We start from the raw sequence: 23,163 nt of genomic DNA, 5'->3' as shown, positions 1-23,163 counted from the left end.
TCACATGCTGATCTTGCTGATCTTGCTGCCGTTGACGGACACGCCGGCTTCCAGACCGGTGTTGTTCAGCACATAGCTGCTGACCGGCGCGTTGGCCGTGGTGGTGTCGATACCGCCATTGGCACCGGCCTTGCCCACGGCCACATTGGCATCGGCCCCCACGGACCAGCCATCGCTGTTCAGGAACTTGTTGTAGGCATCCTGCGAGCTGAAGACGTAGATGACCGCCTTGGATGCCCCGCCCGCCTGCCAGCCGATCGACGCCGCCGTGGTGCTGTAGTAGCCGCGCGTGGTGCCGTTGGAACGCAGCACGCACTTGCCGTGTTCGGCACCGATCACGAAGCTGCCGCCGATCACCGCCGGGCACACTAGCACGCCGCGCGACTTGGCCACCAGCTCGCGGGTGCCGGGCATGGCCGCATACAGCCGGTTCAGTGCGGCGGTGGACTGGGATTCCAGCTGTTCCTTGGTCTGCGGCGCGCTGCCCTTGCCCTGTGTCTGGCCTGTGGAGCTGCAGCCTGCGATGCCCAGCGCAGCGACAACCGCTGCGGCAGCCAGCCAGGTGGAACGGTGGGAAATTGCGACCATGTGGTACCTCCTCAGTAAGAAACGTCCGAAGAAAAAAAGGGGCTGGAGCCCATCCTGCAACCCTGCGGGTGACAGGACGATGACCGTGCCCCTTCCGCGTACACGAAAGCGCTGTGGTCCGTGTCGGTGCTGTCCATGCTAGGCGTGCTGCGCCGGTTTGTGCGCTGTTGCATACGCTTTGCGGGAACCGCCTACACGGCAGATGGCATCTGCCTGTACACCGTAGCCGCTTTGCGCCGACAGCACCAGCGTGTTGCCCCGCAGCGCCGCCGGGCTGCATTACCATTCCCCCAGCTTTTTTGACGACAGGTGCCCATGAACAATCTGCTGCGTGTTTTCCACCACCCCCAGGCGGCCATGGTGCTGCTGCGCATCACCCTGGCCGTGCTGATGCTGTTCCATGGCTGGGCCAAGATCACCAAGGGGGTGGGCGGCATCGAATCGCTGGTGATGAAAGCCGGCCTGCCCGGCTGGGTGGCGTACGGCGTCTACCTGGGTGAAGTGGTGGCGCCGCTGCTGATGCTGGTGGGCCTGTGGGTGGTGCCCGCCGCCATCGTGATGGCCATCAGCATGCTGTTTGCGCTGTTTCTGGTGCACACCGGACAGTTTCTGGGCCTGCACCCCACGGGCGGCTGGGCGCTGGAGCTGCAGGCCTTCTACCTGGTATGCGCCATCGTGGTGGCCATGGGCTACAGCAAAGGCAAATAGGCGTCTGGCGCTTTGACACCTGAGCGCCCGCCCCAGCGCCTGAAGAGGGCAACAAAAAAGCGACAGGCCTGCCTGTCGCTTTTTGCATGCCGGCTCCGCCCGCGCCTGCCGTCGGGCGGGCACTGCGGACCTTACTGGATGGTGATCTTGGCCGCCTTCACGATCTCGGCCGACTTCAGGCGGTTTTCGTGCACGGTCTTGCGGAACTGCTCGGGCGTCTCGAAGCGCAGGCTGTTGCCGCTGTCTTCCAGGCGCTTCTTGATCTCGGGCTGGTGCAGCACCTGCTGGATGGCCGCGTTCAGCTTGTTGACGATGGGGGCCGGCGTGCCCTTGGGGGCCCACAGGCCAAACCAGATGGCACTGTCAAAACCCTTGGTGCCGGGCAGACCGCTGGCGGCCACGGGCGGCACTTCCGGCACGGCCGCAATCGGCTTGGCGGTGGTGGCGGCCAGCAGCTTGAGCTTGCCGCTCTTGTAGTGCGGCAGCACGGTCTGCACCTGGTTCATGATGCAGCAGGTCTCGCCGCGCAGCACCGAGGTGATGGCTTCCGGCCCGCCCTTGTAGGGCACATGCACCATATCCAGACCCAGGCGCCAGTTCAGCTCGGCAAACGCCATGTGCGTGCCGGTGCCATTGCCCGTAGAGGCAAAGTTGTACTTGCCGGGGTTGGCTTTGACTTCCTTGACGAACTCGGCCAGCGAATTCACCTTGATCACATCCGGGTTGATGGTCAACACATTCGACACATCGACCACCGGCGCCACGGCCTCGAAGTCTTTTTCCACGTCGAACGGCAGCTTGGGATAGAGGGCGGCATTGGTGCCATGGGTGGCCGCCGTGCCGAACACCAGGGTGTATCCGTCCGGCTTGGCACGGGCCACATACTCGCTGGCAATGTTGCCAGCCGCCCCGGGCTTGTAGTCGATGATCACGGTCTGGCCGATCAGCTTGGACAGTGGCTCCTGGATCAGGCGTGCCACCACATCCACGCCGGAGCCGGCGTTGAAGGTCATGATGATGGTCACCGGCTGGTGGCTGGGCCAGTCCCCCTGCGCCAGCACGGCGGGGGCGGAAGTGGTCAGGGCAGCGGCGGCAAAGGCGCCCAGCAGGGTGCGGCGGTGAAAAACGGTCATGGGTGATGGCCTTGGCAAGCGGATCGGGTCTGATCTGGATCAATGACAGCCATGGTAGCCGTCCTTTCATAAGATTCAGGCATGTGTTTATATGCATGGCTGCAGGTGACAGACGCGCACGGCGCACCGCCCCAATAATGTGGCCATGCCCCGCGACCACCTGCTCCTCCACCCCCAGCGCGTGCCCGTCACGCCGCTGGACGCGTCCACCCTGCTGCTGCTGCGCGATCTGCCGGACGGCGGCTGTGAAGTGCTGATGACCCGCCGCTCCGAGCGCGCCAGCTTCGCGCCGGGCATGTATGTCTTCCCCGGTGGCGGCATCGAGGCACAGGACGCACAGGCCGGAGACGACGTGGTGCGCAGCCGCGACGGGCTGGACGCCACCGGCCGCACGGCCGCCACCGCGGCATTGCGCGAAACCTTCGAGGAAATGGGCCTGCTGCTGGCCGTGCATGCCGATGGCAGCCCCGCCACCCAGGCCGATGTGGATGCGCTGGACCGCCATGCCCCGCTGTGGCCCCAGCTGCGCGCGCGCGGCCTGCGGCTGGACGTGGCCCAGCTGTGGCAGATCGGCCATTTCACCGCCGACCGCAACCTGCCCAAGCGCTTTGCCGTGCCCTTTTTTGTGGCCCGCATGCCGCCTGGCCAGACACCGGAGCCCGACAACCGCGAGCAGTTCGAGCCCGTCTGGGTGCGGCCGGCCCAGGCGCTGGAGCGCTTCCAGGCCCGGCAGATGCCCATGATCTTCCCCACCATCCGCACCCTGACGCGGCTGGCCCAGCTGGGCAGCACCGAAGGCGTGCTGGCGGCCGTGGTCAACGGTCCGCTGTGGAAGCATTCGCCCCGCACCGGCCTGCAAAGCGGCAAGGAAGCGCGTTTTACCGAGGACGAAGCGCCCTACGGCGAGCTGGCCATGGTCTGCCCCGACGGCCAATGCCTGCACCCGCTCGACTGGCAGAGCGAACACGCCGTACCGCTGCGCAAGAACCTGCTGCGCCTGACGGCCCCCAACGCCAGCGTGATGACCGGCCCCGGCACCAACAGCTATCTGGTGGGAGAGCCGGCCACGGGTTTCATCGCCATCGACCCCGGTCCGGCCGATACCGCCCACATCCAGCGCCTGTACGACGCCGCAGGCGGTGATATCCGTGCCATCGTCTGCACCCATTCGCATGCCGACCATGCCCCGGGGGCCTTTGTGCTGCAGCAGCTGTGCCAGGACCAGGGCGCCGCGCGCCCGCAGATCCATGGCCTGCCGTCCGCCCCGACGGCCTCTGAGTCCGCCCGGTTCACCCCCGATCTGGCGCTGCAGGATGGAGAGCGGCTGGTGCTGTCGGCTCCGCCGCCCGCAGGCCAGGACCACCCCGTCACCCACACCCTGCGCGCCGTGTTCACGCCCGGCCACGCCGCCAACCATGTCTGCCTGGTGCTGGAAGAGGACGAGCTGCTGTTCAGCGGGGACCACATCCTGAACGGCGCCACGCCCATCGTGAACCCGCCGGACGGCAATATGGACGCCTACCTGCGCTCGCTGGACACGCTGGACGCCATCTGTGCGCAGGAAGAGATCGACTTCATCCTGCCTGCCCACGGCTATGTGCTGGGCGCCGCGCGCGCGGTGATCGCCCGCCTGAGAAACCACCGCCTGGCACGCGAAGCCAAGGTGCTGGCCGCCATGCAGGCCCTGCCCGGCGGCAGCATGCAGGACTGGGTGCAGCACGCCTACGCGGACACCCCCCAGCCGCTGTGGAAGCTGGCCGAACGCAGCCTGCTGGCCCATGTGGAGCGCATCCAGGCGCTGGGGCTGGCACCGGCCACCTGACCCGGCCTTTCCGCAGAGGCCGTACCCTGCAGCCCCTCTTTTTTTGCTGCCGCAGATACCGCGTGGCCCACAGGCCATCGCGGGCCTCGTAGACTGCGCGCTTATGTCACCGACTGAACACCCCGAAGCACAGGACGAAGGCGTCCGCCTGTCCAAACGCCTGGCCGCCCAGCTGGGCTGCTCGCGCGCCGAAGCCGAGCTTTACATTGAAAGCGGCGCCGTGCAGGTGGACGGCATCACCGTCCAGACGCCCGCCACCCGCGTGCGCCCGCAGCAAACCGTCACCGTCAAGGAAGGCGCCAAGCCCGATGGCGCCCCCCCCGTGACCTTGCTGCTGCACAAGCCCGCCGGCTACACCGTGCGCAACCCCCAGGGTGCGCGCGGCCACACCCGTGGCAAGGTGGGCAATGCCTACGACCTGCTGGTGCCCGAGAACCTGGCCGATATGGACACCCCGGCGCCCATCCTGGTGCTGCAAAAGCATTTCAAGAACCTGGAGTGCCTGCTGCCCATTCCGGTGCCCGCCAGCGGCCTGATGGTGTTCACCCAGGACCACCGCGTGGCGCGCAAGCTGCGGGAAGAAGCGCTGTACCTGGAGCAGGAATGCATTGTCGAAGTGCGGGGCACCATCGACGAAGGTGGGCTGGAACGCCTGTGCGACGGCACCTCCATCGACGGCAAGCGCCTTCCCAAGATCAAGGTCAGCTGGCAGAACGAAACCCGCCTGCGCTTTGCGCTCAAAGGCATCTTTCCCGAAGAGATTGCCGAGATGTGCGAATGCGTGGGCCTGGAAGTGATTGGTATGAAGCGCCAGCGCATCGGACGCATCTCGCTGGCCAAGCTGCCCGAAGGGCAGTGGCGCTATGCCATGCCCTGGGAGCGGTTCTAGCCCCTGGGCTGCGGCGCAGCATCCCGCCTGGCGAGAGGTCCCACCTCGCCACAGGTGCTCCCTGCCTGCCACTGCCGGGGGCGCACCAGCCGCCCGGCCAAGGCGCAGTGCGGCGAATCTTCCATCGCGGCACCACTGCGCCACGGGCCGCAATCTGGCAATTTCTTTTCAGCATTGCCGCAGCGCACATATGCAAATGCATAGCGGTGGACGCATCCACAGTAAGCTATCCAACGGGAAATGCCAGGATATCTGGGTGACTGGTGAGCGCATCGATCCGGAAAGTTGAAAATTTCTTTTCAACTCCCGCGCTGCCCACGGCATCCACGGAAACAAAAACCGCGCTCCCAGTGACTGAAAGCGCGGTTTTTTTGCGGAATCTAAAAGTGTGAAGTTCGCCTGTAAGCCGGATTCTGTGCACAACGGTTTCCCGCTGCGTGACCGCCATTACTCTGGGCTGGGGGTCGCCCCACCAGCTCGATGCTACCTACCCGCACACTCCGGGGGCCCCGTCAACGTGTGCCTACTTGGTATTGCTGCGCGTAGAGATTGCCCGTTTCACCCTGGATGGTCTGCCTTGCGGCACTCCTGCCAGACTCGTCTCTGTTGCTCTGATCCTCACCTCACGGTGGACAGCCGTTAGCTGCTACGCCGCCCTATGCAGTCCGGACGTTCCTCCAGTGCGGCCTTTCGGCACCAGCACCAGCGGCGGTCCAGCGAACTTCACACCGCCATTATCGCCCGTCTGGCGCCCGTTTGCCGGCTGGCCCGGGCACAACCCTGCGCTACAGCAGGTTCAGGATGCTGTAGCCCATCAGCAGCAACAGGCAGATCACGGCCACCAGCATGGTCCAGGGGCCCCAGCGCTGGTCACGGTAGGAAAAGCCGACCATCAACAGCACGCAGCATGCGCCCAGCAGCAGCATGGTGTGATTGAACGTGAGCAACAAGGGAAACCTCCTTTGTATGAAGACACCTGCCCATTGTTTCGCGCTGCAGGCGTTTGCGGGCCACCGATCACCCAGCGCTTGATGTGCATCAAGTGCAAGCTGCAGTTTCTGCGCGGCACCGCTCTTTGGCAGCCCGGACAAGCCCGTAGCCAGGGTCGCGCCGGGGGGCGCTGCCGACCCCACCTTCAGGGCATATTCATATTCCGTCCAGGCGGAACAAGTGCGCCACAATGGCCGTTCCCGAATTCCACCCACCTGCTGGAGAGACCATGAAATTCGACAACGTTCTGCAAACCATCGGCAACACGCCCGCCATCCGCATCAACCGCCTCTACGGTGCAGGCGCCAATGTCTGGATCAAGTCCGAGCGTGGCAACCCCGGTGGCTCCATCAAGGACCGCATTGCGCTGTCGATGGTGGAGGATGCGGAGAAGTCCGGCGCACTGAAGCCCGGCGGCGTGATCATCGAGCCGACCAGCGGCAACACCGGCGTGGGCCTGGCCCTGGTGGCCGCCGTCAAGGGCTACAAGCTGGTCCTGGTAATGCCCGAGAGCATGTCCATCGAACGCCGCCGCCTGATGCTGGCCTATGGCGCCACGTTCGACCTGACGCCCAAGGAAAAGGGCATGAAGGGCGCCATCGCCCGCGCGCAAGAACTGGCCGCACAAACGCCCGGTGCCTGGATTCCCCAGCAGTTCGAAAATCCCGCCAACGTGGCCGTACACGAAGCCACCACCGCCCAGGAAGTGCTCAAGGACTTCCCCGAAGGCATTGATGTGCTGATCACCGGCGTGGGAACGGGCGGTCACCTGACCGGCGTGGCCCGGGTGCTCAAGGCCAAGTTCCCCAATCTGAAAGTGTTTGCCGTCGAGCCTGCGGCCTCGCCCGTGATCTCCGGCGGCCAGCCTGCGCCCCACCCCATCCAGGGCATTGGCGCCGGCTTTGTGCCCAAGAACCTGGACACCAGCCTGCTGGACGGAGTGATCCAGGTGGACGCCGAACCCGCCCGCGAATACGCCCGCCGCGTGGCGCGCGAAGAAGGTCTGCTGGTCGGCATCTCCTCGGGTGCCACGCTGGCCGCGATCGCGCAGAAGCTGCCCGAGCTGCCCGCAGGCGCCAAGGTGCTGGGCTTTGCCTACGACACGGGCGAACGCTATCTGTCGGTGGAAGGCTTCCTGCCCACCGCCTGAGCGTCGGCCACGCCGCCCCTGACAACCGCCTGTGCATGTCCGCCAGGCGGTTTTTTGTTGCCGCCCTCCACAACCACCGGTGCAGCACCCCGCCTGCGGGCGCAACTAGGGTTCCCGCCAAGCCCGTGCCTGCCATCCGCGCCCAGAATCGGGCGCCATGCTCTCACCCAGCCAAATCATTGTTCTGGCCCTCCCGGTATTTCTCGCACTGATGGCTGTGGAATGGGCCGTCGGCCGCCGGCGCGGGCACAACACCTATGCGCTGGCCGATGCCATCACCTCGCTGAACCTGGGCGTGCTGAGCCAGACCAGCGCGGTCTTCACCAAGCTGCTGACGCTGGGCATCTACACCGCCGTTGCCCACCACGCGGCCCTGTGGCACCATGACGCTTTCTGGTTCAGCCTGCCGGGCTGGTTGCTGGCCCTGCTGCTCTACGACTTCTGCTACTACTGGCTGCACCGCATGGGGCACGAAGTCGCCGTGCTGTGGGCGGCCCATGTGGTGCACCACCAGAGCCAGGACTACAACCTGTCCACCGCGCTGCGCCAGACCAGCTCCGGCGCGCTGCTGGCCTGGATCTTCTACCTGCCGATGGCCCTGCTGGGCGTGCCGCCGCTGGTGTTTGCCGTGGTTGGCCTGATCGATCTGCTCTACCAGTTCTGGGTGCACACCGAGCAGGTGCGCCGCCTGGGCTGGTTCGACCGCTGGTTCTGCTCCCCCAGCAACCACCGCGTGCACCACGCCGTCAACGATGCCTATGTGGACAAAAACTACGGCGGCATCCTGATCGTGTGGGACCGGCTGTTCGGCACGTTCAAGGAAGAAGACCCGCACGATCCCTGCATCTACGGCACCCGCGGCCTGCTCAACAGCTGGGATCCGCTGTGGGCCAATGCGGCCGTCTACCGCCAGCTGGTGCACGACAGCTGGCAGGCACGGCGCTGGAGCGACAAGGCCAGGGTCTGGCTGATGCCCCCCGGCTGGCAGCCGGCCGATGTGGCGCAGCGTTTCCCCAAACCGGCGTTCGACCTGGAGGCACACCGCCAGCGGTTCGCCCCGCCCATGAACCGCGCGCTGCGCCTGTTTGCGGTGCTGGACTTTGCGGCCCTGGTGGGGGGCGCCGTCGCATTTCTCTGGCAGGCCGACCAGGCTCCGCTGTCACGCAACCTCTGGGGCTTTGGCGTGCTGCTGGCCGGGCAGTGGACGCTGGGCGCCGCCATGCAAGGCCGCATGCACTGGGGCATGGCGCTGGCCCTGCAGGCGGCGGCAGTGGGTCTGGCCACCCTGGCGCTGCGTTGACGCAGCGCCAGGGCTGTGGTTTCAGGCCGTGACCCAGGGCGAGCCATCAGCCGCCAGCTTCTCGCCCTTGCGGGCCGTGACCAAACCATAGCATTCCGGATGCCGGTGCAGATCGAAGTCGAACGTGGTGCGCTTGTACACGGCGCAGAAATCCAGGTCGGCGCGGCCCAGCACCACCTCGTCGTCCTTGGTCGTGCAGCGCGCCACCACCTCACCGCTGGGCGCCACCAGCAGGCTGCCGGCAATGCTGTCCACGCCCTCTTCCACGCCGCCCTTGGCCACGCTGGCCACCCAGCAACCGTTCTGGTAGGCACCGGCCTGCACCGCCAGCTGGTTGTGGAACAGCGAGAGGTCGTCATGCTGCGGTGCCGGTGCGTTGTGCACGGGCGTGTTGTAGCCGATGAAGATCATCTCCGCACCCTGCAGCGCCATCACGCGGTAGCTCTCCGCCCAGCGGCGGTCGTTGCACAGCGCCATGCCCATGGTGCCGCCAAAGGCCTGGTACACGTCGAAGGACTTGCCGGGTGTGAAATAGCGTTTTTCCAGATGCTGGAACTGGCGCCAGGGTTCGTGCTCGAAGTGGCCGGGCACATGGATCTTGCGGTACTTGCCGACGATGCTGCCGGTCTTGTCCACCAGAATGGCCGTGTTGTACTGCATCAGCTGGCCGGCTTCCTCGGCCAGCTCGGCGTAGCCCAGGTAAAAGCCGATGCCCAGTGCCTTGGACAGCTCGAACAGCGGCAGCACCTCGGCATTGGGCATGCTGCGCTCGTAGTAGCGGTGCAGCTCGGCCTGGTCCTCGATATACCAGCGCGGAAAGAAGGTGGTCAGCGCCAGCTCGGGGTAGACAATCACATCGGCCCCCAGGCTTTTGGCCTCGTGCATCATGGCGCACAGGCGCTGCACCACGCTGGCGCGGGAGTCGGCTTTCTGCACCGGGCCCAGCTGGCCCAGGGCAACGTTGACGATACGGGTCATTTCACATTCGCTTTCTATGGTGTGGACATGGCCCGGGCCGCTGCACAGCAGCCCAGGCGGTCCGTTGCATTCACATTCGGTTCGCGCGTTCCAGCAGCACCTGCAGCAGCACATTCGCGCCCTGCTCCAGCTGCGCGGCGTCGGTGTGCTCGCGCACGTTGTGCGACAGGCCTGCGGCCGACGGCACAAACACCATGGCGGTGGGGCAGACGCGGGCCAGCATCTGCGCGTCATGGCCGGCACCGCTGGGCATGCGCAAGGTGCTCAGGCCCTGTGCACCGGCGTGCTGTTCCACGCTGCGCACCAGCGCGGCATCGAACACCACGGGGGCAAAGTCCGCCAGCTGCCGCTGCGCACAGCGCACCCCGTTCTCGGCCGCGATCTGCTGTGCAAAGGCCAGCACCTCGGCCTGGGCCTGCCGCAAGATGGCCCCATCGGTGTTGCGCAGATCGACCGTCATCACCGCCTGCGCCGCAATCACATTGATCAGATTGGGCTTGAGCTGCACGGCTCCCACGGTGCCCAGCTGCCGGCCGCCATAGCGCGCCACCAGCTCGGCCACGAAGGCGGCGGTACGCATGGCGCACATGCCCGCGTCATGGCGCAAGGCCATGGGCGTGGTGCCGGCATGGTTGCTGGTGCCGTCAAAGGTGAACTCCATCCAGCAAATGCCTTGCACGCCTTCGACCACGCCGATCTCCACCCCTTGCTGCTCCAGCACGGGGCCTTGCTCGATGTGCAGCTCCACAAAGCTGTCCACCTGCGGCGCACCCACAGGCGCTCCACCGGCATAGCCGATGCGCTGCAGCTCGGCCCCCACGGTCGCGCCGTTGTCCACGGCCTGGACCGCCAGCGCCTCCTCCAGCGGCATGCCCCCCACCATCACCAGGCTGCCCATCATGTCGGGTTGAAAGCGGGCGCCTTCCTCGTTGGTGAAGAACGCCACCTGCAGGGGCCTGCGCGTGCGCACCCCCGCGTCCCGCAAGGTGGCCACCACCTCCAGCCCCGCCATCACGCCATAGTTGCCGTCATACAGACCGCCGGTGCGCACGGTGTCGATATGGCTGCCGGTCATGACCGGCGGCAGGTCTTCGGTGCCGGCACAGGTGGCCACCACATTGCCGATGGCATCGACCTGCACCTGCATGCCCAGTGCCTGCATCTGTGCCACGGTCCAGTCCCGGCCGACCCTGTCGGCATCCCCCAGCGCCAGGCGGTTGGTCCCGCCGCCCTCCAGCGCACCGAACTGGCCCAGCTCCTTCAGCCGCTGCAGCAGCCGCGCACCGTCGATGCGCAGGGTGTCCATCGCGCTCATGCGGCCACCTTGTCGGCGCGTGCGGCCACCGCTTGGGCACTTTCGCCCACCAGTTCGGCATACAGCACCGGGTCGGTCGCCGCCTCGCTGCCGAAGAACAGGATGCGGCTGCCGGCGTTCAGGCCCAGCAGCGTGCGCGCTGTGTCGCTCTGGCTGGCCGCCACGGCCGCCGCCACACCGGCCACGGCCGACTCGCCGGCGACGATCACCGGATCGGCCTCCAGCGGATGGGCCAGCAGGCGCATGGACTGCACCGCCGCGCTGTCGGCAATCACGCAGAACGCATCCGTGCCCTTTTCCAGGATTTCCCAGGCCAGGTGCGAGACTTCGCCGCAGGCCAATCCCGCCATCAAGGTGTCGATATCGCCCGTCACCGCGGTCAGCGCTCCCGCTTTGGCGCTCTGCGCCAGGCAGTCTGCCTTGTCGGGCTCCACCACCACATAGAAGGGGCGGTCGCCCCCATCGCGTTCCCAGAAATAGCCGCAGACCGCTGCCGCCAGACCACCCACCCCCGCCTGCACAAAGATGTGCGTGGGGCGTTCCTGCAGCTGCGCAGCGGCCTCTTCCACCATCAGCTGGTAGCCCTGCATCACATCGCGCGGCACATCCATATAGCCGGGGTAGGAGGTGTCGGAGATCACGAACCGGCCGTGCAGCTGCGCATCGGCATCGGCCTGGCGCACGGCGTCGTCGTAATTGCCGCTGGTGCGCACCACCTGCGCACCGTACTGTGCAATGGCATCCTTGCGGCCTTCGCTCACCGTGGCGTGGATGTAGATCACGCACTGGCAGCCGAAGCGCTGCGCGCCCCAGGCCACGGAGCGGCCATGGTTGCCATCGGTGGCACAGGTCACGGTGATGCTCTGGCACAGCGCACGCATTTCAGGGCGCAGCAGGTCCTGTGTGCCGAGCGCACGGCCGAGCTTGCGCCCCAGCTCGCGGCACAGCAGACGGGCCACCGCATAGGCACCGCCCAGCGCCTTGAAACTGCCCAGGCCAAAGCGGCCACCTTCATCCTTGTAGTGCACGCTGGCCACACCCAGCGCGCGGGCCAGCGCAGGCAGGCTGTGCAGGGGCGTGGGTGCATAGCCTTGCCATTGCGACAGCTCGCGCTGCGCCAGGGCCAGCGCATCGGCCCCCAGGATGTCGGTGCGGCGCGCACCATACGGCGTCATGCGGTTGGCGGCAGGGTTGGCAAAGCATTCCACGGTCAGGGCCGGGAGGGAAGCAGAAGTCATAGGGGCTTTCAACATCAGGGACAGAGAGAGGGGGAGGGAGGGGAGAAGAAACATCACGCCCGCCGGCGGTGGGTCACAGCTGGGGTTCCAGGTCGTCCAGCGCCACATGCAGGCGCTCGATGCGCTCCAGCCGCTCCTGGGTGGGAACACGCTGCTGCTGGGCCAGGGCGCTGGCCAGAAAGTTCACCAGGCTGACGGCACACACATAGGAATCGAACAGGCCCTGCGGGCTGCTGGCACCACAGCGCAGCACCACCTGGGCCTGCATGGCCAGGGCGGACACCGGCGCATCGGTCAGCACCAGCGTCTGGACCCCCACGGCCTGCGCCGCCGCCAGCAAGCGCGGCAGGCGCGTGCTGCGGCGGCGAAAGTCCACGGCCAGCAGCACATCTTTTTCCGAGGCACTGGCCAGCAGATCTGCTTCGCGCCCGGCCACATCGTTGAGGCTGCCGACCTCGCCCCGCACCTGGGCCAGCAGCGACTGGGCGTAGAACGCGGTCAGATGGCTGTGGCGGTAGCCCACCACCCAGACCTTGCGCGCCCTGACCAGCATGGCAATCGCCGCTTCCAGCTGCGCCTCGGGGATGGACTCCGCCCAGGCACTCAGCAGGCCGGCATCGGCCTGCAGATGGGATTGGAACTGCTGCGCCAGGCTGCGCTTGCGGCGTGGCTGCTCCATGCGCGCCAGAGGCGACTGCTGCAGCTGCGCCGCCCGCAGCGCCTGGCGGAATTCGTCATACCCGGCATAGCCCAGGCTGCGGAAAAAGCGCGCCGCGCTGGACTTGGACGTGCCCGCCAGTCCGGCCAGCTCCGTGGCCGAATAGCCCAGCAGCTCCCGCTGCCGGGTGAGCACCATATCGGCCAGCTTGCGTTCGGCCGAAGATAGCTGGGCATAGACATGGCGGATGCGGGCATCCAGCGTGCTGGGGTTGAGCGGATCGTGCATGGGATGGAACCTTGTCTCCAATTTGGGGAGCGCGCACCACCATGGGGAGCGGCTTGCACCGTGCATGAAACAAACGTGCCAAAAATATGAAACAAAGGCACAAAAGTTTCAAGAACACCATCCCTGCTTGCAAAAGCAATGCCTGCTTTGGCGCCCTGTAGAAAAAGCCACCGGCAGTCTCCCGGCTCTGCCCTTGCCCCCGGGATATGCCCCCTTGGTACCGCCCTTTGGCACCACCCCGACACCGCAAACAGAAACCCGCGTTTCAAGCTGGCACGGTAAATGCTGAGACAGTGCATCCGCAACTTTTTGCCACCCGGAGTGCACCCATGTCCTTGAGCCGCCGCACCTTCACCGCCACCACACTGGCCGCCATCGCCCTCTCCGTTTCTGCCGGCGCCATGGCGCAAGAGGACAAGTCGCTGCAGCGCGTGCTCGACAAGAAGTCGATCGCCCTGGGCATTCCCACCGACTACCCACCCTACGGCTTCATGGGCCCGGACTTCAAGCCCACAGGCGTGGACGTGGCCACGGCCCAGCTGATTGCAGACAAGCTGGGCGTCAAAGCCGAGTTCGTGCCCCTGAGCACCCCCAACCGCATTCCCTACCTGCAGGCCAACAAGATCGACCTGATCGTCTCGGCCCTGGGCAAGAACGAAGAGCGCGCCAAGGTGATCGACTTCACCACCTCGTACGCCCCCTTCTTCCAGGCCGTCTTCGGCCCCAAGGACATCGCCGTCAAGAGCTTTGACGACCTGGGCGGCAAGACTCTGGCCGTGACCCGCGGCACCATCCAGGACGAGGCGCTGCTGCACCTTGCACCCAAGACGCTGAAGATCCAGCGCTTTGAAGACGACAACGCCACCATGGCCGCCTTCATGACGCAGCAAACCCAGTTCGTGGCTGTGGGCGCAGCCGTCGCCGGCGCCGCACTGGCCAAGAACCCCAAGGTCCAGGCCGAATACAAGCTGCTGATCAAGGATTCGCCCAACTACATCGGCGTGCGCAAGGGCGAGACCGCGCTGCTGAACAAGGTCAATGACATCCTGCGCACCGCCAAGCAGGACGGCACGCTGAACTCCTACTCCAAAAAGTGGCTGGGCCGCGACATGGGCAATCTGCCGGACTGACCGCCGGTGGACTTCCGGGACGGACCCCATGGGTCCCTCCCGCCTGGTGCGCCCGCGTTGCCAGGACCTGAATTTGGATATTGCACAGAATCGAGAACGGGGCCACGCCCATGGAAATGAACTTCGCAACGGTGCTGGGCCAATGGCCCATGCTCCTTCAGGGCCTGTGGCTCACCGTGCTGCTGACGGCCTTTGCCGTGCCACTGGGCGTGCTGCTGGGCATCGCCTGCGCCTGGATGCGCCTGCACGCCGGCCTGGCGGTACGCACCCTGGTCGCCTCCTATGTGGAGGTGTTCCGCAACACCCCTTTCATCATCCAGCTGTTCTTCCTGTTCTTCGGCCTGCCCTCGCTGGGCCTGCGCATGTCGCCCGAGGTGGCCAGCGTGCTGGCCATGACGCTGAACCTGGGGGCCTACGCCTGTGAACAGATCCGTGCCGGCATCGAAGCCACGCCGCGCGGCCAGATCGAAGCCGCCCAGTGCCTGGCGCTGAACCGCATGCAGATCTTCACCCGCGTGGTGCTGCCACCCGCACTGAGCCGTGTCTGGCCGGCACTGACCGGGCAGATCATCATCGTGATGCTGGGCTCGGCCGTGTGCAGCCAGATCTCGACCGAGGAAATCTCCTACGCCGCCAACCTGATCTCCAGCCGCACCTTCCGCAGCCTGGAGTCGTACATCGTGGTCACCCTGGTCTACCTGGGTCTGGCCGTGCTGCTGCGCCAGTTCCTGAACTGGTTCGGCCCCCGTTGTGTCTTTGGCCGCCGTCGCTGATTTAGGAGTGTTTCCCCATGGTTGAATTCACGTACTGGGACATTGCCCGCCAGCTGCTGCTGGCCCTGCGCTGGACAGTGGGCCTGTCTCTCATCGCTTTTGTCTGCGGCGGCCTGCTGGGCCTGGGCCTGCTGGTGTTGCGCCTGTCCAAGCTGCCCGGTGCCGTGCGCGCCGTGTCGCTCTATGTGCAACTGTTCCAGGGCACGCCCCTGCTGATGCAGCTGTTTCTCACCTACTTCGGCATGGCGCTGATCGGCATCGAGACCTCGGCACTGATGGCCGCCGCCGTGTGCCTGACGCTGTATTCCGCGGCCTATCTGTGCGACATCTGGCGTGGCTGCGTGGAGGCCGTGCCCCACGGCCAATGGGAGGCTTCGTCCTGCCTGGCCATGAGCTTCACCGAACAGCTGCGCCACGTGATCCTGCCCCAGGCCATGCGCCTGGGCATTGCCCCCACCGCCGGCTTTGGCGTGCAGATCATCAAGGCCACCGCGCTGACCAGCGTGATCGGCTTTGTGGAAGTGACCAAGGCCGGGCAGCTGATTGCCAACGCCACGTTCGAACCCTTCCTGGTCTACGGCTGTGTGGCCGCGCTGTACTTCGTGCTGTGCTTCCCGCTGTCGCTGTGGAGCCAGCGCATGGAAAAACGCCTGCGTCCCCGCACCTGATGGCACGCCTCCCCCTGTTTCCCCTGACGACTTCTGGATTGCGCACATGAACGCCCCTGCATCCTCTCCTTCCACCTTCCCCCTGGTCGACATCCGCGGCCTGCGCAAGCGCTATGGCAGCAACGAAGTGCTCAAGGGCGTGGACCTGCAGATCAACCGCAGCGAAGTGGTGTCCATCATCGGCAAGAGCGGCTCCGGCAAGAGCACGCTGCTGCGCTGCATCAACGGCCTGGAAAGCTTTCAGGAAGGCCAGCTGCTGGTGCACGGCCAGCCGCTGCAGGCCGACAACGCCCAATCCCTGCGCGAGCTGCGCAAGAACGTGGGCATGATCTTCCAGAGCTTCAACCTGTTTCCCCACCTGAGCGTGGGCCGCAATGTGATGCTGGCGCCCTCGCTGGTGATGCGCCAGCCGCAGGACACCGCCCGCGCCAATGCCGAACGCCTGCTGGACCGCGTCGGTCTGGCCGAAAAGTTCGACGCCATGCCGGACCAGCTTTCCGGCGGGCAGCAGCAGCGCGTGGCCATTGCCCGCGCCCTGGCCATGGACCCGGAAATCCTGCTGTGCGACGAAGTCACCTCGGCCCTGGACCCGGAACTGGTGGCCGAAGTGCTGGGCGTGGTGGAAAGCCTGGCCGAACAGGGCATGACGCTGATCATGGTCACGCACGAAATGAGCTTTGCCCGCAAGGTCAGCGACAAAGTGGTCTTCATGCACCAGGGCAAGGTGCACGAAGTGGGGGCACCGGAACAGATTTTCGGTGCGCCGCAAACGCCGGAACTGCGCCAGTTCCTGGGCATGGTCACGGCCTGACACCTGCAACCTGGCGCGCCCTTTCCGCGCCCACCGCCCGGAGGTACCGGCAGCCGCCAACCGCTACCGGGTCGACCCTGGCCCCTCTGCCCCGGACGGGACGGCGGGGCCTTCACCCGGTCACTGGGGGCAGGCACCCTTCCATTGGTAGTCCTGCGCCAGGTGCATGGAACGGGGACCAAACTGCAGCTGGCTGCGCACTTCCAGGCGGTCCGGCGCCGGACGCCGGAACTCCATCACCGCCGGCACCAGCTCGCGCCCGTTCTGTGGGCAACGCAACTCCAGCACACCCAGCGCCTCGGTATTGCTCGTCAACTGGATGGTGCAGCGCTGCTCCGACTGCACTGTGGTCACCAGCTCCTGCAGACCTCGGGCCAGGCCTTCGGCCGACAGACAGCCCAGCTGCGGCGGCGTGGCCTTTTCCGCGTGGTCGACACGGCTGCTCAACTCCCACTGACCATCGGGAATGGTTTTCAGCACTTCGATATCCTGGACCGTAGGCCCTTGCGCGGCCTGCACAGCCCCTGCCAACAGGCACATGGCCAGCCATGCGCTCCCGCTCTTCATCCGTTTGCAATATGCTTTCAATCTCTACCTGCTTTCGCTTGAATCGGCAGCCCCTGTAGTACAGAGCAGCCCGGGCAAAGTATAGGCAGCGATCGCACATGCCACGGGATACCGGCGCCGGCAGAGGTGGCGCCAATCTCCCCGCCACCACACGGGCATCGCCCGCTCCTTTTCCACCGGGTGGCGGCCCCACTACCATGGGCAGTACAAGGAGAGCTCGATCTTGTTCGGTTTATTTGAAAAACAGGTGCCGCCCTATCCGGCAACAGAACCCCCGGTTCCTCCCAAAGGCTTCTTTGCCTTTATCTGGGCCTGCACCCGGGGCATGCGCGGCTGGATTGCGCTACTGACCCTCACTTCGGCCCTGCTGTCGGTGTACGAGGCACTGCTGTTCGCCATCATGGGCCATGTGGTCGATTGGCTGGGCACGGTATCGCCTGCCAGCTTCTGGGAACAGCAGCGCGGCACAGTGCTGGGCATTGTCGGCATCCTGCTGGGCAGCGTGGCGCTGCTGGCCCTGCACACCCAGGTCATGCACCAGGTGCTGGCCATCAACTTTCCGATGCGGCTGCGCTGGGTCTTCCACAAGCTGATGCTGGGGCAGAGCATGTCGTTCTACGCGGACGAATTTGCCGGCCGCATCACCACCAAGATCATGCAGACCGCGCTCTCGGTGCGCGAAGTGGTGTTCATGGTGGTTGATGTGCTGGTCGGGGTCGGCGTGTACATGATCGGCATCCTGATCCTGGCCGCCAGCTTCGAATGGCGGCTGATGATTCCCTTCGCCATCTGGTTTGCCGCCTACATCGGTGCCTGCTTCTACTTTGTGCCGCGCCTGGGGCAGATCGGCAAGAAGCAGGCCGATGCGCGTTCGATGATGACCGGCCGCGTGACCGATGCCTATACCAACATCGCCACCGTCAAGCTGTTCGCCCACACACGCCGCGAGGCCGAGTACGCACGCAATGCCATGGAGGCTTTCAAGGCCACGGGCTATGCGCAGATGCGCCTGGTTAGCCTGTTCGAGATCACCAACCACCTGATGATTGCGTTGCTGCTGCTGGGCAGCGGCGGCACCGCCCTGTACCTGTGGACCCAGGGCCATGCCAGCGCCGGTGTGGTCGCCGCGGTGATTGCCATGGCGCTGCGCCTGATGGGCTATTCGCACTGGGTGATGTGGCAGATGACCGGCCTGTTCGAAAACGTGGGCACCATCCAGGACGGCATCACCACCCTGACCAAGCCGCGCTCCATCGTCGATGCGCCCAATGCCCAGCCGCTGCAGGTCACGCAGGGGGCCATTGCCTTCGAAGGGGTGGATTTCAGCTACAAGGACGGCGGCAAGAAAGTCATCGACCAGTTGAATCTGCAGATTCGCCCGGGCGAACGCATCGGTCTGATCGGCCGCTCGGGCGCCGGCAAGTCCACGCTGGTCAATCTGCTGCTGCGCTTTCACGAGCCGCAAGGCGGCCGCATCACCATCGACGGCCAGGACATCCGCAACGTTACGCAGGACAGCCTGCGCGGCGCCATCGGCATGGTCACGCAGGACACCTCGCTGCTGCACCGCTCCATGCGCGACAACATCCTCTACGGTCGGCCCGATGCCACCGAGGCCGAGATGCGCGCCGCCGCCGACAAGGCCGAGGCCTCGGACTTCATCGCCACGCTGACCGACCTCAAAGGCCGCAGCGGCTATGACGCCCAGGTGGGTGAGCGCGGTGTGAAGCTCTCGGGCGGCCAGCGCCAGCGCGTGGCCATTGCCCGGGTGATGCTGAAAAACGCCCCCATTCTGCTGCTGGACGAAGCCACCAGCGCACTGGACAGCGAGGTGGAAGCCGCCATCCAGCACAGCCTCGATGGACTGATGCACGGCAAGACGGTGATTGCCATCGCACACCGCCTCTCGACCATTGCTGCCATGGACCGGCTGATCGTGATGAACGAAGGCCATATTGTCGAAGAAGGCACGCACCAGCAACTGCTGGCCCAGGGCGGCATCTACGCCAAGCTCTGGGCCCACCAGAGTGGGGGCTTCCTGGCCGAGCCGGAAGACCCGGCGGGCTGAGTCCGGCGGCAGCGACCCGGCGGACTGAGTCCGGCGGCAGCGGCGACCGGAGCATCCCCCAGGCCGCGAGGGCATGCAGCACGCCCTCCGCTGCCCGCGTCTGCGGTGCCTGTGTCACCGGCTGCATCGATGGCACCGGTTGCGCCGGACCTGAGAACACAGGGGGCTGCACGAGCGGCGGCGCTATCAGCGCACATCGATAAAAAACGGGTGCCAAGGCACCCGTTTTTTGGCATCCGGCACCCATCGGGCGCCGTCGTCATCTTCACTGTCAATAGCGCTGGCCATAGCCGCCAGGCGGTGGGCCCGAGGGCCGACCATCGCGGTCCCAGCGGCCGTCGCCGTCGCGGTCACCGCGGTGGTCATAACGGCCATCGCCACGGCCACCGTCTCTGCCATGGTCGTGCGGCGGCGGCAGTATGCAGCCCGAGAGGGCCGCCACAGCTACTGCGGCGCCAGCCAGTGCCAGCCAACGGGATGTACGCATGGGTTCGTCCTTTCCTGCAAGTGGTGATGACACCAGCATGCCACCGCTCTGCACGCTGCTGTCCATCACGCAGGTAAAGACTGTAAGCAGCCTGCGCAGGCAGGCCCTGGGGACCGCACCGGAAGCGGGATGTGCCCTGGCTCCGGGTAGCGGCCTGCGCCAGCCTCAGTCGTTCAGACCCATGCTTTGCACCAAGGCCTTTTCACCCGCAAACGTGGTGCGTGCGAACTCGGTGTAGGTCTTGGCATCACGGTAATCGGTGCGGATGCCGTAGTTCTTGACGACGCGCTGGAAGTCCGGATCCTGCAGCGCTGCCTTCACGGCCGCATCCAGCTTCTCCACGATGGGCTGGGGCAGCCCCTTGGGACCGCCCACGCCCAGCGGAGACGGAACGACCACGTCATAGCCCTGCTCCTTGAAGGTCGGCAGATTGGGGAAGGCGGGCGAGCGCTGCTCGGACGCAATCGCCAGCGGACGGACCTTGCCCGATTCGATGAAGGTCATGATGCTGTTGGTGGACACCGAGGACTTGATGTGACCGGCCAGCAGCGCGTTCACGTTCTCGGCATCGCCCTTGAACGGCACATGCACAAACTCCGTGCCCACGGCCTTGCCCAGCAGCACCATCGCCACCTGGTTGCCGGAGTACTTGCCGGGCGTACCATAGTCGATGGCGCCGGGGTTCTTCTTGGCGTAGTCCACCAGATCCTTCAGCGTCTTGTGCGGCGCCGTCGCGGACACGCCCAGAATGAAGTCATAGGTGGCGAACGAGGCGATGTAGGTCACATCGCGGATCGGGTCATACGACGTTTTCTGCAGATACGGCTGGCGGAAGATGCCCACCGGGGTCAAGGTCAGCTTGTAGCCGTCGGGCTTGGTCTTGAGCATTTCCACCACGCCCATGGAGCCGCCGGCACCGGGACGGTTTTCCACGATCACGCTCTGCTTGAGCAGCTTGCCCATGCTGTTGGCCAGGGCGCGCGCCAGCACGTCGGTGGTCCCGCCGGCCGCGTAGGGCACCAGCAGGGTGATGGGTTGGTTCGGGTAATTGGCCTGGGCCTGGGCACCGGTAGCCCACAAAGCGGCCACGGCACAGGCCACGGCACCCCACGTACGACGCTGCATTCAAGTCTCCTCTTGTGCTCTTGCTTGCTCGAAAGAGCTTGCAATGTAGGTGCGTACTCCGGGGCAACCTTTACGGGAAATCCACATCAAGGGTTTACCCTTTACCGGCGAATTCCCTGAGACCTGATTCCAGCAATGGTGCGGCCTATCGGCCCGTTCCAGCGGCAGCGCAGCGCCTTCGATTATCCAGCACTTGTCATTTAGGCGACAAAGTACGGACGGGATTGCCGCCGCCTCGCGGGCTGCAAGATGGTCTTGCGCGCCACTCACAGCCGGCCTGTAAGCCTGCCTCCCCGCCACCCGGCTCTGCAGAAAACGTACAGACCAGAGCAGACCAAGGCAGATCAGCTCCGCAGCCACTGGCAGATGCAAAAAAGCCCGCCCTCCTGGCGTTCTTCCCCCCAACTATCAATACATAGTTTGGGGGATTTAACTGCAGGAAGCTCATCAACCCCCTCTTGAAGGGGTTTTTTCTTGTCATGCGATTTATGTAGCTATTCCATAAATATGCATCATATGTAGGATAAGTGCGGAGCTGTTTCGCGCAGCCATCTCTCATTGAAAGATGAGCAGCAGGATGGGTGGAGGGGAAGGTACGTATGAAACGAGACTTGACTCTGAGGCACTAGCGGGCGTCTGATACCGCGTTTAGGCTGGAGAAGTGAGGTGCTAAGTGAATGCCCGCGACATGGTTAAACCACAGAGCGCGCAAAGCACCTTGCACTAGCTCGACGCTGTTGAAGCACGGGATGTCGAATTGCTACTGCAGTCACAAGTTCTCCGATACCCCGCAAGGGCGGTGATGGGAGTAGGTGGATTTGGCCATGCATGTGCAGTCACATCGACTTCAAAGGTACGGATAATTTTGTTGCCTGCTCTGACTATCGAGTTGCACCATGTTCGTTACTGTCAAAGCCCAAGTCCACACCGATGCCACAGGGGCCTACACCGAGTTGCCTGCGCTACTGACCCCGGCTGGGGTGCTGGAGCCCTTGCTCGACTATTGCCTGTACCGCAGCCACGACCGCAGTCTGGCCTGGATGTCGAAAGTGGCACGCTCGGTGCGGATGTTCCTCGAATACCTGCAATCCAACCCTGCCGAGCGCGGCACATATCGCCTTTTTCAGAACTTCGCCCAGCGGCTGTACACGGGTACTTTCGACCATGCAACCGGTCTCGACCCCAGTGGCCTGTGCTGGGCGCCACGCTCTCCGCAGGACGCTTCGCACATCGTCACACACCTGACCGACTTCTTCGATTGGCTTGGCGAAATGCGCCCAGAAGCAGCCCATGTGAACCCACGCTATGCGGGCGGAGCCTTCGACCGCCAGGCCGACGAGGCCGCTTACCAATTCCGACGCAGCAAGGCTTTCCTTGGCCACACTTGGGCTGCGAACGCTTCCCCCGCTGAGACCGGGCACCGTGTCCGGGGCCAGCGCCTGCCGAGAGTTGAGAAGGGTGAACCACCAGCCTTCCCGGAAGAGCGTTTCGAGGAACTTCTTGCCAAGGGATTCAATGCAGCTGGACGCCAGGACTACCGTGGCATGCTCATCACGTTGCTGCTGCACGGGGCCGGTTTCCGAGAGTCGGAGCCTTTCCACCTCTACATCTCCGATGTGTTCCCGGACCCAGCCAACCCGAGTCAGGCCAAGGTGCTAATCCATCACCCAAGCCATGGAGGTGCACCCGCCGACTGGCACGATGAAAGAGGTAAGCCACGCAAGGGCAACCGGGCGGAATACCTTGCCCAGCAGTTTGGACTCCCACCGCGCACCAAAGTCATGGACAGGCGCCATGCCGGCTGGAAAGGCGGTACGCACGACGCCCCCTATTACAAGCAGGCGTACTGGTTCTTGCCTGAGTATGGCGAGTGGTTCCTGCAACTGTGGCTCCGCTACTTGGAGCAAGTGGCACGTTTCGAGCGCGACCATCCGTATGCCTTCATCAATCTGAGTCGTGAGCCTGTGGGTGCGGTTTACACGCTTACCCAGTACAACAAGGCGCATGCCGCTGCCTGTGAACGTATAGGCCTAGAGGTCAGTAAGGCACTGGGCACGACACCCCACGGTCACCGTCACGCCTACGGTCGACGGCTGCGCAACGCCAGTGTTGATAAGCCGCTCATCCGTCGCTTCATGCATCACGCGTCCGAGGAGAGCCAGCGGGTCTACACGCAGGCGACCACCCGCGAGGCCATCTCAGCACTTGAAGCCGCCGCGCAGCGACTGCGCGACCAGCACGCCAAAACGCCATTCACTCCGGACCAGCCGCTGCCGGGTATCGAAATCGACGACTAAGGAATCAGTTTGGCCGATAAAAAGACAACGTCCGTGCCCAGGGCATCCGTCACCCTGTTACCCAAGATGAAGGGGGTAAATCGTGATAGCGACACGACCCTGGGCTGGGTCAAGCGCGAGTATCCGCAACTGGAAACCTGGCGCACGTTGGCAATGGAGTGAATCGACCAGCTTTTTCTA

General features: G+C 65.0%; 21 protein-coding genes, 1 other RNA gene and 1 pseudogene. 11 read left to right on the top strand and 12 right to left on the bottom strand.

The features are described from left to right. Positions 1-588, bottom strand: a complete 588-nt coding sequence (locus B3349_RS15820; RefSeq protein WP_291590170.1) for a BPSL1445 family SYLF domain-containing lipoprotein — start codon at positions 586-588, stop codon at positions 1-3. A gap of 315 nt (positions 589-903) precedes the next feature. Here B3349_RS15820 and B3349_RS15815 point away from each other — a divergent pair, with 315 nt between their 5' ends. Then, positions 904-1,296 carry a DoxX family protein gene (locus B3349_RS15815; RefSeq protein ID WP_218333521.1) on the top strand — a complete coding sequence of 131 codons (393 nt, stop codon included), beginning with the start codon at positions 904-906 and terminating at the stop codon, positions 1,294-1,296. 131 nt (positions 1,297-1,427) lie between these two features. Here the strand turns inward: B3349_RS15815 and B3349_RS15810 are convergent, their stop codons facing one another. Further along, positions 1,428-2,429 carry a Bug family tripartite tricarboxylate transporter substrate binding protein gene (locus B3349_RS15810; protein WP_066537826.1) on the bottom strand — a complete coding sequence of 334 codons (1,002 nt, stop codon included), beginning with the start codon at positions 2,427-2,429 and terminating at the stop codon, positions 1,428-1,430. Between the two features lie 145 nt (positions 2,430-2,574). Here B3349_RS15810 and B3349_RS15805 point away from each other — a divergent pair, with 145 nt between their 5' ends. Both B3349_RS15805 and B3349_RS15800 read left to right on the top strand, forming a co-directional pair. Continuing rightward, on the top strand, positions 2,575-4,251 hold the full coding sequence (locus B3349_RS15805; protein WP_291590167.1) for an MBL fold metallo-hydrolase: 1,677 nt from the start codon (positions 2,575-2,577) through the stop codon (positions 4,249-4,251). Between the two features lie 103 nt (positions 4,252-4,354). Next, positions 4,355-5,140, top strand: coding sequence for a S4 domain-containing protein (locus B3349_RS15800; RefSeq protein WP_291590166.1), 786 nt, complete (start codon positions 4,355-4,357; stop codon positions 5,138-5,140). A 386-nt stretch (positions 5,141-5,526) separates the two neighbouring features. On the opposite strand, the gene rnpB is transcribed toward B3349_RS15800, so the two are convergent. Together rnpB and B3349_RS15790 are read right to left on the bottom strand one after the other, a co-directional pair. Then, positions 5,527-5,865, bottom strand: an RNA gene (gene rnpB, locus B3349_RS15795) — RNase P RNA component class A. Between the two features lie 60 nt (positions 5,866-5,925). Further along, a complete protein-coding gene (locus tag B3349_RS15790; protein WP_225608711.1) occupies positions 5,926-6,090 on the bottom strand; it encodes a hypothetical protein in 165 nt (54 codons plus the stop codon). 269 nt (positions 6,091-6,359) lie between these two features. Here B3349_RS15790 and cysK point away from each other — a divergent pair, with 269 nt between their 5' ends. Together cysK and B3349_RS15780 are read left to right on the top strand one after the other, a co-directional pair. After that, positions 6,360-7,280: a cysteine synthase A gene (cysK, locus tag B3349_RS15785; protein WP_066542020.1), complete on the top strand. Its 921-nt coding sequence runs from the start codon at positions 6,360-6,362 to the stop codon at positions 7,278-7,280. A gap of 157 nt (positions 7,281-7,437) precedes the next feature. Continuing rightward, positions 7,438-8,574: pseudogene (locus B3349_RS15780) on the top strand (sterol desaturase family protein); the annotation flags it as partial. A gap of 27 nt (positions 8,575-8,601) precedes the next feature. Here the strand turns inward: B3349_RS15780 and B3349_RS15775 are convergent. The 4 genes from B3349_RS15775 to B3349_RS15760 all read right to left on the bottom strand — a co-directional run bounded on the left by B3349_RS15775 (position 8,602) and on the right by B3349_RS15760 (position 13,057). Then, on the bottom strand, positions 8,602-9,558 hold the full coding sequence (locus tag B3349_RS15775; RefSeq protein WP_291590165.1) for an N-carbamoyl-D-amino-acid hydrolase: 957 nt from the start codon (positions 9,556-9,558) through the stop codon (positions 8,602-8,604). A 70-nt stretch (positions 9,559-9,628) separates the two neighbouring features. Then, positions 9,629-10,873: a Zn-dependent hydrolase gene (locus B3349_RS15770; protein ID WP_291590163.1), complete on the bottom strand. Its 1,245-nt coding sequence runs from the start codon at positions 10,871-10,873 to the stop codon at positions 9,629-9,631. Beyond that, the gene (locus B3349_RS15765) at positions 10,870-12,111 is read right to left on the bottom strand and encodes a diaminopropionate ammonia-lyase (RefSeq protein WP_291590162.1); all 1,242 of its coding nucleotides are present in this window, start codon (positions 12,109-12,111) and stop codon (positions 10,870-10,872) included. The genes B3349_RS15770 and B3349_RS15765 overlap by 4 nt, the downstream gene beginning before the upstream one ends. 73 nt (positions 12,112-12,184) lie before the next feature. Continuing rightward, complete coding sequence (locus tag B3349_RS15760; RefSeq protein WP_291590161.1) at positions 12,185-13,057, bottom strand: MurR/RpiR family transcriptional regulator; 873 nt, start codon at positions 13,055-13,057, stop codon at positions 12,185-12,187. Between the two features lie 329 nt (positions 13,058-13,386). On the opposite strand from B3349_RS15760, the gene B3349_RS15755 reads away from it, so the two are divergent. The 4 genes from B3349_RS15755 to B3349_RS15740 all read left to right on the top strand — a co-directional run bounded on the left by B3349_RS15755 (position 13,387) and on the right by B3349_RS15740 (position 16,439). Then, the gene (locus B3349_RS15755) at positions 13,387-14,187 is read left to right on the top strand and encodes a transporter substrate-binding domain-containing protein (protein WP_066542022.1); all 801 of its coding nucleotides are present in this window, start codon (positions 13,387-13,389) and stop codon (positions 14,185-14,187) included. Positions 14,188-14,297: 110 nt separating this feature from the next. Beyond that, entirely contained in the window at positions 14,298-14,960 is a 663-nt protein-coding gene (locus tag B3349_RS15750) for an amino acid ABC transporter permease (RefSeq protein WP_218333516.1), read from the top strand. Positions 14,961-14,977: 17 nt separating this feature from the next. Continuing rightward, complete coding sequence (locus B3349_RS15745) at positions 14,978-15,628, top strand: amino acid ABC transporter permease (RefSeq protein ID WP_066542012.1); 651 nt, start codon at positions 14,978-14,980, stop codon at positions 15,626-15,628. Positions 15,629-15,674: 46 nt separating this feature from the next. After that, on the top strand, positions 15,675-16,439 hold the full coding sequence (locus B3349_RS15740) for an amino acid ABC transporter ATP-binding protein (RefSeq protein ID WP_291590160.1): 765 nt from the start codon (positions 15,675-15,677) through the stop codon (positions 16,437-16,439). Between the two features lie 120 nt (positions 16,440-16,559). Here B3349_RS15740 and B3349_RS15735 read toward each other — a convergent pair whose 3' ends face one another. Continuing rightward, on the bottom strand, positions 16,560-16,919 hold the full coding sequence (locus B3349_RS15735; protein ID WP_291590159.1) for a DUF3617 family protein: 360 nt from the start codon (positions 16,917-16,919) through the stop codon (positions 16,560-16,562). A 310-nt stretch (positions 16,920-17,229) separates the two neighbouring features. Here B3349_RS15735 and B3349_RS15730 point away from each other — a divergent pair, with 310 nt between their 5' ends. Beyond that, positions 17,230-19,074: an ABC transporter ATP-binding protein gene (locus B3349_RS15730; protein ID WP_291590158.1), complete on the top strand. Its 1,845-nt coding sequence runs from the start codon at positions 17,230-17,232 to the stop codon at positions 19,072-19,074. A gap of 271 nt (positions 19,075-19,345) precedes the next feature. Here B3349_RS15730 and B3349_RS15725 read toward each other — a convergent pair whose 3' ends face one another. Then, entirely contained in the window at positions 19,346-19,561 is a 216-nt protein-coding gene (locus B3349_RS15725; protein ID WP_291590157.1) for a hypothetical protein, read from the bottom strand. Positions 19,562-19,726: 165 nt separating this feature from the next. Beyond that, positions 19,727-20,686, bottom strand: a complete 960-nt coding sequence (locus tag B3349_RS15720; protein ID WP_291590156.1) for a Bug family tripartite tricarboxylate transporter substrate binding protein — start codon at positions 20,684-20,686, stop codon at positions 19,727-19,729. Between the two features lie 896 nt (positions 20,687-21,582). Here B3349_RS15720 and gmtY point away from each other — a divergent pair. Continuing rightward, a complete protein-coding gene (gene gmtY, locus B3349_RS15715; RefSeq protein ID WP_291590152.1) occupies positions 21,583-22,983 on the top strand; it encodes a gamma-mobile-trio recombinase GmtY in 1,401 nt (466 codons plus the stop codon). On the opposite strand, the gene B3349_RS15710 is transcribed toward gmtY, so the two are convergent. Beyond that, positions 22,980-23,163 (bottom strand): hypothetical protein (locus B3349_RS15710; protein ID WP_291590151.1); only part of this gene is annotated, 184 nt, incomplete at its 5' end. The genes gmtY and B3349_RS15710 overlap by 4 nt on opposite strands.

The organism is Comamonas sp. UBA7528, from assembly GCF_002479375.1.
Lineage (GTDB): Bacteria > Pseudomonadota > Gammaproteobacteria > Burkholderiales > Burkholderiaceae_C > Comamonas.
This window is presented reverse-complemented; position numbering and strand designations above follow the sequence as displayed.